This is a genomic window from Aquabacterium sp., from assembly GCF_034003525.1.
Classification (GTDB): domain Bacteria; phylum Pseudomonadota; class Gammaproteobacteria; order Burkholderiales; family Burkholderiaceae_C; genus Aquabacterium.
Genome location: NZ_JAVEYN010000014.1, coordinates 78,090 through 92,322, shown reverse-complemented (window position 1 = coordinate 92,322; position 14,233 = coordinate 78,090). Strand labels below are relative to the sequence as shown.

The window sequence follows — 14,233 nt, the reverse complement described above, 5'->3', positions numbered from 1 at the left end:
CAGGGGGTTGGCCACGCCCTTGCCGGCAATATCAGGGGCCGAACCGTGGCTGGGCTCGTACAGGCCCTGGCCCTTGGCGTTCAGCGAGGCCGACGGCAGCATGCCGATCGAGCCGGTCAGCATGGCAGCCGCGTCAGACAGGATGTCACCAAACATGTTGCCGGTAAAGAGCACGTCGAACTTCTTGGGGGCCTTGACGAGCTGCATCGCGGCGTTGTCCACATACATGTGGTCCAGCTCGATGTCAGGATACTGGGCGTGGACCTCGGTGACCACATCCTTCCAGAACTGGAAGGTTTCCAGCACATTGGCCTTGTCCACGCTGGTGACGCGCTTGTTGCGCTTGCGGGCGGCCTGGAAGGCCACGTGGGCGATGCGCTCGATTTCCGGGCGCGAATAGCGCATGGTGTCGAACGCCTCGTCGGCCCCCTTGAACTCGCCATCGGGCGCGACGCGGCGACCGCGCGGCTGACCGAAGTAAATGTCACCGGTCAGTTCGCGGATGATGAGGATGTCCAGACCGGCCACCAATTCGGGCTTGAGGCTGGAAGCGTGGGTCAGTTGCGGGTAGCAGATGGCCGGACGGAAGTTGGCGAACAGGCCCATGTTCTTGCGCAGCCCCAAGATGGCCTGCTCAGGGCGCAGATGGCGCTCGAGCTTGTCGTACTTCCAGTCACCCACGGCGCCGAACAGCACGGCGTCGGATTCCATGGCCAGTTTCAGGGTGTGCTCGGGCAGCGGATGGCCGTGGGCATCGAAGGCAGCGCCCCCGACCTTGGCCTCGTCCATCTGCAAAGGCAGGTCCAGGACCTGGAGCACCTTCACCGCCTCGGCGACGATCTCGGAACCGATGCCGTCACCCGGCAGCACTGCAATCTTCATGACCATGTTGGGAATCTCAGCGGGAAAAAAGGAAATCAGACAATGCGATGGTTCAACCAGGGCTTCTGCGCCAGACGCTCAGCCTCGTAGGCCTTGATCTTGTCGGCGTGACGCAGCGTCAGGCCGATGTCGTCGAAGCCATTGAGCAGGCAATACTTGCGGAAGGGCTGCACCTCAAAGGCCAGCTCGGTGCCGTCGGGCTTGACGACGACCTGGCGCTCCAGATCGATGGTCAGCTCGTAACCGGGGAAGGCAGCCACTTCGTTGAACAGCTGATCGACTTGCTGCTCGCTCAGAACGATGGGCAACAAACCGTTCTTGAAGCTGTTGTTGAAGAAGATGTCGGCGAAGCTGGGAGCGATGATGGCGCGGAAGCCATACTGATCGAGCGCCCAGGGGGCGTGCTCACGGCTGGAGCCGCAACCGAAGTTCTTGCGCGCCAGCAGCACCGAAGCGCCTTGGTAGCGCGGCTGATTCAGCACGAAGTCTGGGTTGGGCTTGCGGGTGGCCGGGTCCTGACCGGGCTCGCCCGCGTCCAGATAGCGCCACTCATCGAACAGGTTGGGGCCAAAGCCCGTGCGCTTGATCGACTTCAGGAACTGCTTCGGGATGATGGCGTCGGTGTCGACGTTTTCCCGGTCCATCGGGGCGACGAGCCCCTTGTGAATGCGGAATGCTTGCATGGTGTGTGCTTACTTGGCTGCGCCAGAGATGACCGAACCGGCCTTTTCAATGTCCTGTCCCAGACCGTGCACCGTGTTGCAGGCCGACAGGCCCAACACGGACAAAACCACCAGTGCGGAAACAAACAGACGTGTCATGTGCGGACTCTCTTGTGACTCAGACGGTTGACAGGGTTCAGGCGATGCGGCGAACGTCCACAAAGTGGCCATTCATCGCGGCGGCAGCGGCCATCGCGGGGCTGACCAGATGGGTGCGACCACCGGCGCCTTGACGGCCTTCGAAGTTGCGGTTGCTGGTGGAGGCGCAACGCTCACCCGGCTCCAGGCGGTCAGCGTTCATGGCCAGACACATGGAGCAACCGGGCTCACGCCACTCGAAACCTGCGGCCTTGAAGATCTGGTCCAGCCCCTCACGCTCAGCCTGCTCCTTGACCAGACCTGAACCGGGCACCACCATGGCCAGCTTCACGTTCGACGCGATGCGGCCACCGATCCGCTTGACCACAGCGGCAGCTTCACGCATGTCTTCGATGCGGCTGTTGGTGCACGAACCAATGAATACCTTGTCGATGTGGATGTCGCTGATGGCCTTGTTGGGCTCCAGCGCCATGTACTGCAGCGCACGCTCCATGGCCGACCGTTTGACGGGATCCTTTTCCTTGTCGGGATCGGGCACGCGGTCGTCGATGGACAGCACCATCTCGGGCGAGGTGCCCCAGCTGACCTGCGGCTTGATCTGAGCCGCGTCCAGCTCGACCACGGTGTCGAACACGGCATCCGGATCGGAGTGCAGCGTACGCCAGTAGGCAATGGCCTGCTCCAGTTCCACACCGGTGGGGCTGAAGGGACGGTTCTGCACATAGTTGATGGTGGTGTCGTCCACCGCCACCAAGCCGGCGCGCGCGCCGGCTTCGATGGCCATGTTGCAGATGGTCATGCGGCCTTCCATGCTCAGAGCACGGATGGCGCTGCCAGCGAATTCAATGGTGTAGCCCGTGCCGCCGGCGGTACCGATCTTGCCGATGATGGCCAGCACGATGTCCTTGGCGGTACAGCCCTTGGACAAGGTGCCCTCGACCTTGATCAGCATGTTCTTGGCCTTCTTGGCCAGCAGCGTCTGGGTGGCGAGCACGTGCTCGACTTCCGAGGTGCCGATACCGTGGGCCAGCGCACCGAAAGCGCCGTGAGTGGAGGTGTGGCTGTCGCCGCACACCACGGTCATGCCGGGCAGCGTGGCGCCCTGCTCCGGGCCGATCACGTGCACGATGCCCTGGCGCTTGTCGCCCATCTTGAACTGGGTGATGCCGACGCGGTCGCAGTTCTGGTCGAGCGTGTCCACTTGCAGCTTGGAGATCGGGTCCTTGATGCCTTCGCTGCGGTCGGTGGTGGGCACGTTGTGGTCGCTCACCGCCAGGTTGGCCGACAGGCGCCAGACTTTGCGGCCCGCGATGTCCAGACCTTCAAACGCCTGCGGGCTGGTGACTTCGTGCACCAGATGGCGGTCGATGTAGAGGGTGGCGGTGCCATCTTCTTCGGTGTGGACGACGTGCTCGTCCCAGATCTTGTCGTAGAGGGTGCGTCCCATGGTGCTTCTTGCGCAAAGGGCTGGTCGGCCCTGGGGTGGGGAAAGATGACGATTTTAAGGCAGGACGTGCGGAATTACCCCATGACGTCCGGGCGCTTTCACGCCCTGCCCGGTTTTCATGGAAACAGAAATGACAAAACCCCGGCCAGGCCGGGGTTTCGAGCGTCCATCAGCCGGTCAAGCCGGCTGTGTGGATCAACGCTGTGCCAGGGGCTTGACGTCGCGCTTCTCGGCGCCAACGAACAGCTGACGAGGACGGCCGATCTTGTACTCGGGGTCGCCGATCATTTCGTTCAGCTGAGCGATCCAGCCCACGGTACGCGCCAGGGCGAAGATGGCGGTGAACAGCTGCACGGGGATGCCGATGGCGCGCTGGACGATGCCAGAGTAGAAGTCAACGTTCGGGTACAGCTTGCGCGACACGAAGTAGTCGTCTTCCAGAGCAATCTTTTCCAGAGCCATGGCCAGCTTGAACAGCGGGTCGTTTTGCAGGCCCAGCTCGTTCAGCACTTCGTGGCAGGTTTCACGCATCAGCTTGGCGCGCGGGTCGTAGTTCTTGTACACGCGGTGACCGAAGCCCATCAGCTTGGTGCCGGAGTTCTTGTCCTTGACCTCGGCGATGAACTCGCCAATCTTCTCGACGCCGCCCTTGCGCTGGATTTCTTCCAGCATGTTGAGCGCAGCTTCGTTGGCGCCACCGTGAGCAGGACCCCACAGGCAGGCCACGCCAGCGGCGATGGCCGCGAACGGGTTGGTGCCCGACGAGCCGCACAGGCGCACGGTCGAGGTGGAAGCGTTTTGCTCGTGGTCAGCGTGCAGGATGAAGATGCGGTCCATGGCGCGAACCAGGACTTCGTTGACCTTGTAGTCTTCGCAAGGCGTGGCAAACATCATGCGCATGAAGTTCTCGGTGTACGAGAGGTCGTTGCGCGGGTAGATGTAAGGCTGGCCGACCGAGTACTTGTAAGCCATGGCCACCAGGGTGGGCATCTTGGCGATCAGGCGGATGGCCGCGATCTGACGGTGCTCGGGGTTATTGATGTCGGTGCTGTCGTGGTAGAAAGCCGACAGGGCACCCACCAGACCGGTCATGACGGCCATCGGGTGAGCGTCGCGACGGAAACCGCGCAGGAAGAACTGCATTTGCTCATTGACCATGGTGTGCTGGGACACCAGGTTGGAGAACTCGCCCTTTTGCGCGGCGTTCGGCAGCTCGCCGTTCAGCAGCAGGTAGCAGGTTTCCAGGAAGTCGCAGTTGGTGGCCAGCTGCTCGATGGGGTAGCCGCGATACAGCAGCTCACCCTTGTCACCGTCGATGTAGGTGATCTTGGAGTTGCACGAAGCTGTGGACAGGAAGCCAGGGTCGTAGGTGAACTTGCCGGTCTGGCCGTACAGCTTGCGGATGTCAATCACATCCGGGCCGACAGAACCCTTGTAGATGGGCAGTTCCATACTGGGGCTGCCGTCGGAGAACGACAGGGTGGCTTTCACGTCGGACGGGGTCATGAGCACTCCTAAGGGATCGGTCTTGTGTGGAAAGAGGTCTTGGACTGGGAAATCCCGAGCCCGGATTATCAGCCCTTGCCAGGCTCCGCACGACAGATGGCTGTCGGGAGCCGGCTTGGATTACGCCTTGGCAACTCGCATCATCGTGAGCACCTGCAGGATCTCCGGCTTGCACAGCTCTCCTTCCGGCTCTTTGCGAGCCAGAAGGAGGTCCAGCAAATCATTGTCAGACAGGTCCATCAATTCGAGCAAGCCCTGCACCAAGGGCGTGGTCAGGTTCTCGCCGTAGCGCTCGAAGAACTTGTCGATGAACAAGTCGTTCTCGAGCAGGCCCCGACGACAGCGCCAGCGAATCCGACGCAGCACATCCGGATCGGGCGTGAGATCGGTAGAAACAGGAGCTTGGGTCATCGGGACAGGCGAGTCAACGCAGACGGTTCAGGAAAGTCAGATCAGCGGGATCAGACGGCGCGCTTGACCATCAGTTCCTTGATCTTGCCAATGGCCTTCGTGGGGTTGAGGCCCTTCGGGCACACGTCCACGCAGTTCATGATGGTGTGGCAACGGAACAGACGGTACGGGTCTTCCAGGTTGTCCAGGCGCTCGGAGGTGGCTTGATCGCGGCTGTCAGCGATGAAGCGGTAGGCCTGCAGCAGACCGGCGGGGCCGACGAACTTGTCAGGGTTCCACCAGAAGCTGGGGCAGCTGGTCGAGCAACTGGCGCACAGGATGCACTCGTACAGACCGTCGAGCTCTTCACGCTCTTCAGGCGACTGCAGACGCTCCTTCTCGGGCGGCGGCGTGTCGTTGAGCAGGTAGGGCTTGATGGAGTCGTACTGCTTGAAGAACTGGGTCATGTCCACGTACAGGTCGCGGATCACGGGCAGGCCAGGCAGCGGCTTGAGCACGATGGTTTGGGGCAGCGTGCGCATGTTGGTCAGGCAGGCCAGACCGTTCTTGCCGTTGATGTTCATCGCGTCGGAGCCGCACACGCCTTCACGGCAGGAGCGACGGAACGAGATGGTCGGGTCAACCTTCTTGAGCTTGACCAGGGCGTCCAGCAGCATGCGTTCGTTGCCTTCGAGTTCGATCTCGATGGTCTGCATGTAGGGCTTGGCGTCCTTGTCTGGATCGTAGCGGTAGATCTGGAAAATGCGCTTTTGGCTCATGATGAATTCCTAATGTCGAGTCGCTGACGATCAGAACGTGCGGGCCTTCGGGGGAACGGATTCCGCCGTCAGGGGCTGCAGGTTGACCGGCTTGTAGTCCAGGCGGCTGCCTTCGGAGTACCACAGCGAGTGGCGCATCCAGTTGGCGTCGTCACGCTCAGGGAAGTCGTTGTGGGCGTGGGCACCACGGCTTTCCTGGCGGGCAGCGGCGGCCACCATGGTGGCTTGTGCGGCTTCGATCAGGTTTTCGACTTCCAGGGCTTCGACACGGGCGGTGTTGAAGACCTTGGAGTTGTCCTTCAGGCCAATGCCACCAACGCGCTCACGCACGGCAGCGATCTTCTTGACGCCCTCGTCCATGATGGCTTGCGTGCGGAACACGCCAGCGTGGGTTTGCATGGTAGAGCGAATCTCGTTGGCCACATCTTGCGAGTACTCGCCGTTCTTGGCCGAGTCCAGGCGTGCCAGACGTGCCAGGGTCTTGTCGGCAGCGTCCTTGGGCAGGGGCTTGTGGCTCTTGGTCTTGAGGTTGAAGTCGACGATGTGGTTGCCAGCAGCGCGACCGAACACGACCAGGTCGAGCAGGGAGTTGGTACCCAGGCGGTTGGCGCCGTGCACCGACACGCAGGAGCACTCACCCACGGCGTACAGACCGTTGATGATGTCGTTGTGCTTGCCGTTGGCCGGGATCACGACCTGACCGTGGACGTTCGTCGGGATGCCACCCATCTGATAGTGGATGGTCGGGACCACAGGAATGGCTTCCTTGGTGATGTCGACGTTGGCGAAGTTGTGGCCGATTTCTTCCACCGAAGGCAGGCGCTTGCGGATGGTGTCGGCGCCCAGGTGGGTCATGTCCAGCAGGATGTAGTCCTTGTTGGGACCACAGCCACGGCCTTCCTTGATTTCCTGGTCCATCGAGCGGGACACGAAGTCACGCGGAGCCAAATCCTTCAGGGTGGGCGCGTAACGCTCCATGAAGCGCTCGCCATTGCTGTTGCGCAGGATCGCGCCTTCGCCACGGCAGCCTTCGGTCAGCAGCACGCCCGCGCCGGCCACGCCGGTGGGGTGGAACTGCCAGAATTCCATGTCTTCCAGCGGGATGCCTGCGCGTGCAGCCATGCCCAGGCCGTCACCGGTGTTGATGAAGGCGTTGGTCGAAGCCTGGTAGATGCGGCCGGCACCACCGGTGGCCAACAGCACGGTCTTGGCTTGCAGCACGTGCACTTCGCCGGTTTCCATTTCCAGCGCGGTCACGCCCACGGCGTCGCCTTCGGCATCACGGATGATGTCGAGGGCCATCCATTCCACGAAGAACTGGGTGCGGGCCTTGACGTTTTGCTGGTACAGGGTGTGTAGCAGGGCGTGGCCGGTACGGTCAGCGGCAGCGCAAGCACGTTGCACGGGCTTTTCACCGTAGTTGGCGGTGTGGCCACCGAACGGACGCTGGTAGATGGTGCCGTCGGCGTTGCGGTCGAACGGCATGCCGAAGTGTTCCAACTCGTACACCACCTTGGGTGCTTCACGGCACATGAACTCGATGGCGTCCTGGTCGCCCAGCCAGTCGGAGCCCTTGATGGTGTCGTAGAAGTGATAGTGCCAGTTGTCTTCGGACATGTTGCCCAGCGAGGCACCGATACCGCCCTGAGCGGCCACCGTGTGCGAACGGGTGGGGAAGACCTTGGACAGCACGGCCACGTTCAGGCCAGCCAGGGACAGTTGCAACGAAGCGCGCATGCCGGAGCCGCCGGCCCCGACGATCACGACGTCAAACTTACGGGTAGGAAGAGAAGAGGTAGCGGTCATTTTTTACAGTCTCCACAGCACTTGGATGGCCCAACCGGCACAACCAACGAGCCAAACGATGGCGAACACATACAGGCTCAGGCGAATGCTGACCGGCTTGATGTAGTCCATGAAGATTTCGCGCACGCCCACCCACACGTGGTAGAGCATGGCCAGAATGACCACGAAGGTCAGGACCTTCATCCACTGCGACGAGAAGATGCCCGACCAGCTGTCATAGCCCAGAGGACCGCCAAAAATGACCTGGGCCAGCAGCACGATGGTGAACAGGGCCATCAGCACGGCGGTGACACGCTGCGCCAGCCAGTCGCGCAGACCGTAGTGCGCACCGGTCACGATGCGCTTGGTTCCGTAGTTTTGAGACATGTTGTTGTTTCCTGCAGTCAAGACGTGGGGATCAGAACAGGCCGAAGAGCTTGGCGCCCAACACGACGGTCAGACCCACGCTGATGACGAGGGTGGTGACCGCAGTGGACTTGCCTGCTTGCTTGGAGTAGGAGTGCGAGACCTCCATCACCAGGTGGCGGATGCCAGCGCAGAAGTGGTGCAGGTAGGCCCAGATCAGGCCCAGCGCGACAAGCTTGAAGAACCAGCCCGGGATGGCGCCATCGGCGCAACCCACGGTGAACACCGAGGTAAACGACTCATACGAGATTTCCGACGTGACGCTCGCGTCGAACATCCAGATGATGAAGGGCATCAAGAGGAACATCAGGGCACCGCTGATCCGGTGCAGGATCGAAACGATCGCTGCCAACGGCATGCGGTAGGTGACGATGTCCGTCACGTGGATGTTCCGGTAGACGGGGCGTGGGGTTTTCGCGTTGTCAGCCATGTTGTTAGAGCTCCTGCCGAGCGTCAAAGATCTGTCAAGAAGAAAGGATTTTAGGGCAATCCCCAGCCCGACGGTTTCACGCTGTCATCTGCGAGCCTGAGACAAGCACATGACAAGACGCAAAATGAGTGCACGAACTGCCTGTCAACTCAGCTCGTTTCGGTAGTAGTGACGATCGGTGCGGTAGAGGCCGCGGCGCAGTTCGACGGGCTGGTCGCCATAGGTGAAGGAGAGGCGCTCGACACTGAGCAAGGGGCTGCCAGCTTCCACCTGCAACACGCCCGCCACCGACGCATCGGCCAGCACCGCACGGATTTTCTCTTCAGCGCGGATCATGCGCACGCCGAACTCGGATTCGAAAAGGCCATACATCGGACCCTGGTATTGACTCAGGCGGTCGGCCGTCAGACCCTTGAAAAGATGTCCGGGCAGCCAAATGTCGTCGAGCACCACAGGCTGGCCGGCGAAATGCAGCACGCGGCGCACCTCGACCACCATGTCGCCCGACTTGAGTTGCAGCGCGCGCGCCACATCGGCCGGCGCACGCAGGCGACGGCAGTCGAGGAATTCACGACGGGAGGCGTCGGCGGACTGAGCGGGATGGTCGGGTGCCAGGCGCAGGAAGCGAAACTGCACCTGCTCCTCGGCGTGGGTGGCCACAAAGGTGCCCTTGCCCTGCCGGCGCATGAGCAGGTTTTCAGCCGCGAGTTCGTCAACCGCCTTGCGCACCGTGCCCTGGCTGACCTTGAAGCGGGCAGCCAGTTCGAGCTCGCTCGGGATGGCCTCACCGGGGCGCCATTCACCCGCTTGCAGGCTGCGCAGGATGAGGGCCTTGATTTGCTGATACAGCGGGCTGAAGGACGGGCCGGCTGCACCTGTGCCCACGCCCGTCGACGCCTGGGCGTCGGGCATTGAAGCGGAAGGCGGAGGGGTCACCACAGCATCAAGGTCTCGGTTGTCGATCGGGGTATGATCGTTGGTTGGTGTCGGCCAGCATGGATGAACGCTGACCGGGCGCCATTGCACCACAACTGCCAGCCAAAGTCCACAAGTACGTTAGAAGACATCTTATATAAGATATCAGACCATGGGCAATGCGCGGTGATCTGTGCACACACGGCTGCGCGACGCTACACTTGTGGGTTTTCCATTAAACCGCCCTCACTCTTTCGGAGTTGCATATGAGCAAAGCACCCGTTCGCGTCGCCGTCACCGGCGCCGCTGGCCAAATTGGTTACGCCCTCCTGTTCCGCATCGCCTCTGGCGAAATGCTGGGCAAGGACCAGCCCGTGATCCTGCAACTGCTGGAAATCCCCGACGAAAAGGCCCAGAACGCGCTGAAGGGCGTGATCATGGAGCTGGAAGACTGCGCTTTCCCGCTGCTGGCCGGTATCGAGGCTCACTCCGATCCGATGACCGCTTTCAAGGACACCGACTACGCTCTGCTGGTGGGTGCACGTCCTCGCGGCCCCGGCATGGAGCGCGCTGACCTGCTGGCTGCCAACGCCCAGATCTTCACGGCTCAGGGCAAGGCTCTGAACGCCGTGGCTTCGCGCAACGTCAAGGTTCTGGTGGTCGGCAACCCCGCCAACACCAACGCTTACATCGCCATGAAGTCGGCTCCGGACCTGCCGGCCAAGAACTTCACCGCCATGCTGCGCCTGGACCACAACCGCGCTGCTTCGCAACTGGCCGCCAAGGCTGGCTTCAAGGTCGGCGACATCCGCAAGCTGACGGTGTGGGGCAACCACTCGCCCACCATGTACGCTGACTACCGCTTCGCCACCGTGAACGGCAAGTCGGTCAAGGAAACCATCAACGACCAGGACTGGAACGCCAACGTGTTCCTGCCCACCGTCGGCAAGCGTGGCGCTGCCATCATCGCCGCTCGCGGTCTGTCGTCGGCTGCTTCGGCTGCCAACGCCGCCATCGACCACATGCGCGACTGGGCCCTGGGCTCGAACGGCGAATGGGTGACCATGGGTGTGCCCTCGCAAGGTCAGTACGGCATCCCTGAAGGCATCGTGTTCGGCTTCCCCGTCACGACCACGCCTGACGGCGAGTACAAGATCGTCGAAGGTCTGGAAATCGACGCTTTCTCGCAAGAGTGCATCAACAAGACCCTGGCTGAGCTGCAAGGCGAGCAAGACGGCGTCAAGCACCTGCTGTAATCAGCCTGTGTGAGACCTTGGTCATCCGGCCTGTGCCGGATGGTGCAAGGTAGATCACAATCAAAGCTGGCGGCCTTCGGGTCGGCCAGCTTTTTTTGTGCCGTGCGTCCTGATCCGGGGCGAGGCGGCGCCCGCAAGGAACACACCATGTCCACCCTGAGCACCATTCACCCCCGTCAGGCGCTGTTCGGCAGCGAGCCCCTGCCCCCCACACTGCCTGTTTGCGACCATTACTCCGGCGTGGAAGTGCGCATGCGCAAGAGCCTGATGCTGCAGGCCGAGATGGCGGAAGCGGGCAACGGCCGGGCGGTGTTCGATGTGACACTGGACCTGGAAGATGGTGCCCCCGTGGGCGGCGAGCACGAACAGGCGCTGCTGGTGGCGGAGTTGATCGACAGCCCGCAGAACGTGTGCGACCGCGTGGGTGTGCGGGTGCATGACCCGCGTCACCGCCGCTTTGAAGACGATGTGGACACCCTGATCAAGATGGCGGGCCAGCGTCTGGCCTACATCATGGTGCCCAAGCTCCGCGATGTGGCCGATACGCAGCGCGCGATTGACACCATCAAGGCAGCGCGGGTGCGACATGGCGTGGAACGGGTGGTGCCTGTGCACGGCCTGATCGAGACGCTGAAAGCGGTGCAGCAGGTGGACGAGGTCGCCGCCCTGCCCAGCCTGGAGTCGCTCTCGTTCGGGTTGATGGATTTTGTCTCGGAGCATCGCGGTGCGATTCCGGCGACGGGCATGAGCGTGACCGGGCAGTTCAGCCATCCGCTGGTGATGCAGGCCAAGCTGAAGATTGCAGCGGCCTGCCATGCGGCGCGCATCACGCCCTCGCATTGCGTGGTGACAGAGTTCAAGGACAAGCGGGCGCTGGGCAAGGCGGCCGAGCGCGCCTGCCGCGAGTTGGGCTACACCCGCATGTGGAGCATTCACCCCGACCAGATCCCGGTGATCATCGAGGCGTTTGCGCCGGTGGCCGCCGAGGTGGACGATGCGGTGGAGATTTTGACGGCGGCCCAGGCGGCGCATTGGGCGCCGACCTCGTACCACGGGGTGCTGCATGACCGCGCCAGCTACCGCCATTACTGGCATGTGCTGGAGCGCGCCTGGTTGACGGGGCAGCCGCTGCCAGCCGACACCGAAGCAGCGTTCTTTGCCAACGGCGCTTGAGACACGTGGACACCCTGCTGCTGGACGGCTCAGAGGTGCGAGCGGTGCGTCGGGAATCGGGCGACGGCCTGGAAGGCGACACCGTCTGCGTGGCGTTTGCGGCGGCCTGCGTGCGACGTGATCCGGAGAACAGCTCGGGGGCAACCGGGGCTGGGCGCGACAGCGTCTGGGGGCACCTGACGGGCTTGACCTTGCGCTTGCGTGGCGTGGTGCGCGCCACCGATGCCGATGCCTTGGCTTGGAGCCCGGATGCAGCTCTGGAGGATGCGATGGGCACCCTGTCGGGGGGCGAGGTGCGACACGCGGACCAAGTGTGGCGCGCCCTGCCCTTGCCTTGCAACGTGAACGGACCGATGACGCTGAGCCTGCGGTTTCGGGCTGGGCCCGAGTGGGTGTGGCAAGGCCAAGGTTTGGCGATTGAGGCCGAGGCCAACAGCCGCTTCTTTGAATCCTACGCCTGCTGAGGCCTCGCTTCAGTCACGCCGAGGCGTGGACCGATACCGGCGCGTCACAGGTCAGCCAAAGCACGCTCGATGAAGCGGCGCGACACGGTGGGGCGCGGCACCTTGCCCTTGAACCAGGCGCGCACGTCTTCGTCCAAGCCAATGCCGTGCATGTAGTTGTAGATGGCCTTCTTGAGGGCCTGACCGAGCACGTCGTGGTTCACGCCGGTGGGGTCGATGAAGCCGATGTCGTTCTTGGCAAAGCTGACCGGTGGCAAGGGGATGAGTTCGACGCCGTAGGCCTGCGGGTCTTGCCCCACGGGGGAGTGGACGGTGCAGGCGAAGCGGTGGAAGAAGCCGGACTGGATGCAGCCTTCGGCGAACAGCTGGCGCACGTATTCGAGCGCATCGACGGTGTCCTGCACGGTTTGCGTGGGGAAGCCGTACATCAGGTAGGCGTGCACCAGGATGCCTGCGTCGGTGAAGGCGCGGGTGACGCGGGCGACCTGATCGACAGAGACGCCCTTTTTCATCAGCTTGAGCAGGCGGTCGGAGGCGACTTCCAGGCCGCCGGAGATGGCGATGCAGCCGCTGTCGGCGAGCAGCAGGCACAGCTCGGGCGTGAAGGATTTTTCGAAGCGGACGTTGCCCCACCAGGAGATGGAAACCTTGCGGCGGATCAGCTCCTGCGCCAGGGCGCGCAAGACCTTGGGCGGCGCGGCTTCGTCGACGAAGTGAAAGCCGGTCTGGCCGGTTTCGCGCACGATGGCCTCGATGCGGTCGACCAGGACCTCGGCGCTGGCAGCTTCGTAGCGGGAGATGTAGTCGAGGCTGACGTCGCAGAAGCTGCACTTCTTCCAGTAGCAGCCATGGGCGACGGTGAGCTTGTTCCAACGCCCGTCTGACCAGAGCCGGTTCATGGGGTTGAGCATGTCCAGCAGGGACAGGTAGCGGTCGAGTGGCAGACCGTCCCAGGTGGGCGTGCCCACTTCGGCAAAGGGCACGTCGGGCTCGGCCCAGTTCATGTAACGGACCTGGCCGGTGTCGGCCTCGCGCACAAAGGTGCGCACGAGGCGCTGCGCAGAGCGCCTGCCTTCGAGGTGTTCGAGCAGGGCCAGCAAGGGGCGCTCGCCCGCGTCCAGGGTGACGAAGTCGAAGTGGTCGAAGACCCGGGACTCGGTGAGTTCACGCAGCTCGGTGTTGACGAAGCCGCCGCCCAAGGCGAGGCGGATGTGAGGGTGTGCCTGCTTGATGGCCTGCGCCATGCGGAAGGCGGCATAGACCGCACCGGGGAACGGCACGGAGATCAGCACGAGCTGGGGTTGATGGCGGGTGATGGCCTGTAAGGTCAGTTCGCGCAGCGTGGTGTCGACGAGGTTGAGCGGCGTGACGAGGGCCTGCGCCAACGGCTCGAAGGTGGGCTGGCTTTGGGCCAGGGACTCGGCGTAGCGCACGAACTCGAAGCGGCCGTCAACGGCATCGCGCAGCACGTCGGCCAGGTCGTTGAGGTAGAGCGTGGCGAGGTGTTTGGCACGGTCGGCCATGCCCAGAGCGCCGAAGGCCCAGGCCAGGGGGTCACCGCTGCCGTCGTCGGCGTAGGCATCCAGGGTGCGGAAGCGCGGGCCTTCAGGCAGGTAGTGGCGCGTGCAGATGCGGTGCGCCAGCGTGGCATCGCGCCCTTGCAGGAAGGCGATGGTGGCGTCGATGGTGTGAAGGTAGGCCTCGATGTGGTCGAGGAAATGGTTGACGGGCGCCGTGCGTTGGGCCTCGGGCATCTTCAGGGCCTGCGTGTGGACGGCCTGCAAGCCTTCGCGCGAGAGCAGCTTCAGCACGAGCGCCAGGGCCAGATCCTCCTGCACCGCGTCCACGCCGCGCGAGCGCAGAAAGCCCGTCAGGTACGCCGTCGAGGGGTACGGCGTGTTGAGCTGCGTCATCGGGGGGATCAGGGAGAGGACGCGCATGGGTGAAGTGGGGGACATG

The 14,233-nt window shown here is 63.0% G+C and carries 15 protein-coding genes; 3 read left to right on the top strand and 12 right to left on the bottom strand.

Going from position 1 to position 14,233, the window contains the following annotated elements; genetic code table 11:
• The 11 genes from leuB to RBT42_RS10080 form a co-directional block, all read right to left on the bottom strand.
• A partial coding sequence (gene leuB / locus RBT42_RS10130) for a 3-isopropylmalate dehydrogenase (RefSeq protein ID WP_320364729.1) occupies positions 1 to 882 on the bottom strand: 882 nt, incomplete at its 3' end.
• A gap of 35 nt (positions 883 to 917) precedes the next feature.
• Entirely contained in the window at positions 918 to 1,565 is a 648-nt protein-coding gene (leuD, locus tag RBT42_RS10125; protein WP_320364727.1) for a 3-isopropylmalate dehydratase small subunit, read from the bottom strand.
• A gap of 9 nt (positions 1,566 to 1,574) precedes the next feature.
• Positions 1,575 to 1,703 (bottom strand): entericidin A/B family lipoprotein, encoded by a 129-nt coding sequence (locus RBT42_RS10120; RefSeq protein WP_320364725.1) that lies wholly within the window; start codon positions 1,701 to 1,703, stop codon positions 1,575 to 1,577.
• Between the two features lie 37 nt (positions 1,704 to 1,740).
• Positions 1,741 to 3,150 (bottom strand): 3-isopropylmalate dehydratase large subunit, encoded by a 1,410-nt coding sequence (gene leuC, locus RBT42_RS10115; protein ID WP_320364723.1) that lies wholly within the window; start codon positions 3,148 to 3,150, stop codon positions 1,741 to 1,743.
• A gap of 195 nt (positions 3,151 to 3,345) precedes the next feature.
• The gene (gene gltA, locus RBT42_RS10110) at positions 3,346 to 4,656 is read right to left on the bottom strand and encodes a citrate synthase (RefSeq protein WP_320364721.1); all 1,311 of its coding nucleotides are present in this window, start codon (positions 4,654 to 4,656) and stop codon (positions 3,346 to 3,348) included.
• 120 nt (positions 4,657 to 4,776) lie between these two features.
• Positions 4,777 to 5,067: a succinate dehydrogenase assembly factor 2 gene (locus tag RBT42_RS10105; RefSeq protein ID WP_320364719.1), complete on the bottom strand. Its 291-nt coding sequence runs from the start codon at positions 5,065 to 5,067 to the stop codon at positions 4,777 to 4,779.
• A 50-nt stretch (positions 5,068 to 5,117) separates the two neighbouring features.
• A complete protein-coding gene (locus RBT42_RS10100) occupies positions 5,118 to 5,825 on the bottom strand; it encodes a succinate dehydrogenase iron-sulfur subunit (protein ID WP_320364717.1) in 708 nt (235 codons plus the stop codon).
• A gap of 30 nt (positions 5,826 to 5,855) precedes the next feature.
• Positions 5,856 to 7,631 (bottom strand): succinate dehydrogenase flavoprotein subunit, encoded by a 1,776-nt coding sequence (sdhA, locus tag RBT42_RS10095; protein ID WP_320364715.1) that lies wholly within the window; start codon positions 7,629 to 7,631, stop codon positions 5,856 to 5,858.
• Positions 7,632 to 7,634: 3 nt separating this feature from the next.
• The gene (gene sdhD, locus RBT42_RS10090) at positions 7,635 to 7,997 is read right to left on the bottom strand and encodes a succinate dehydrogenase, hydrophobic membrane anchor protein (RefSeq protein ID WP_320364713.1); all 363 of its coding nucleotides are present in this window, start codon (positions 7,995 to 7,997) and stop codon (positions 7,635 to 7,637) included.
• A 31-nt stretch (positions 7,998 to 8,028) separates the two neighbouring features.
• Positions 8,029 to 8,466, bottom strand: a complete 438-nt coding sequence (sdhC, locus tag RBT42_RS10085; RefSeq protein WP_320364711.1) for a succinate dehydrogenase, cytochrome b556 subunit — start codon at positions 8,464 to 8,466, stop codon at positions 8,029 to 8,031.
• Positions 8,467 to 8,610: 144 nt separating this feature from the next.
• Positions 8,611 to 9,378 carry a GntR family transcriptional regulator gene (locus RBT42_RS10080; RefSeq protein WP_320364709.1) on the bottom strand — a complete coding sequence of 256 codons (768 nt, stop codon included), beginning with the start codon at positions 9,376 to 9,378 and terminating at the stop codon, positions 8,611 to 8,613.
• A 269-nt stretch (positions 9,379 to 9,647) separates the two neighbouring features.
• Between RBT42_RS10080 and RBT42_RS10075 the strand changes: the two genes are divergently transcribed.
• The 3 genes from RBT42_RS10075 (at position 9,648) to RBT42_RS10065 (ending at position 12,274) form a co-directional block, all read left to right on the top strand.
• Positions 9,648 to 10,637 carry a malate dehydrogenase gene (locus tag RBT42_RS10075; RefSeq protein ID WP_320364707.1) on the top strand — a complete coding sequence of 330 codons (990 nt, stop codon included), beginning with the start codon at positions 9,648 to 9,650 and terminating at the stop codon, positions 10,635 to 10,637.
• A 147-nt stretch (positions 10,638 to 10,784) separates the two neighbouring features.
• Complete coding sequence (locus RBT42_RS10070) at positions 10,785 to 11,810, top strand: HpcH/HpaI aldolase/citrate lyase family protein (protein ID WP_320364705.1); 1,026 nt, start codon at positions 10,785 to 10,787, stop codon at positions 11,808 to 11,810.
• Positions 11,811 to 11,815: 5 nt separating this feature from the next.
• Positions 11,816 to 12,274, top strand: a complete 459-nt coding sequence (locus tag RBT42_RS10065) for a hypothetical protein (RefSeq protein ID WP_320364704.1) — start codon at positions 11,816 to 11,818, stop codon at positions 12,272 to 12,274.
• 44 nt (positions 12,275 to 12,318) lie between these two features.
• Here the strand turns inward: RBT42_RS10065 and RBT42_RS10060 are convergent, their stop codons facing one another.
• The gene (locus tag RBT42_RS10060) at positions 12,319 to 14,232 is read right to left on the bottom strand and encodes a B12-binding domain-containing radical SAM protein (protein WP_320364702.1); all 1,914 of its coding nucleotides are present in this window, start codon (positions 14,230 to 14,232) and stop codon (positions 12,319 to 12,321) included.
• Position 14,233: the final 1 nt, after the last annotated feature.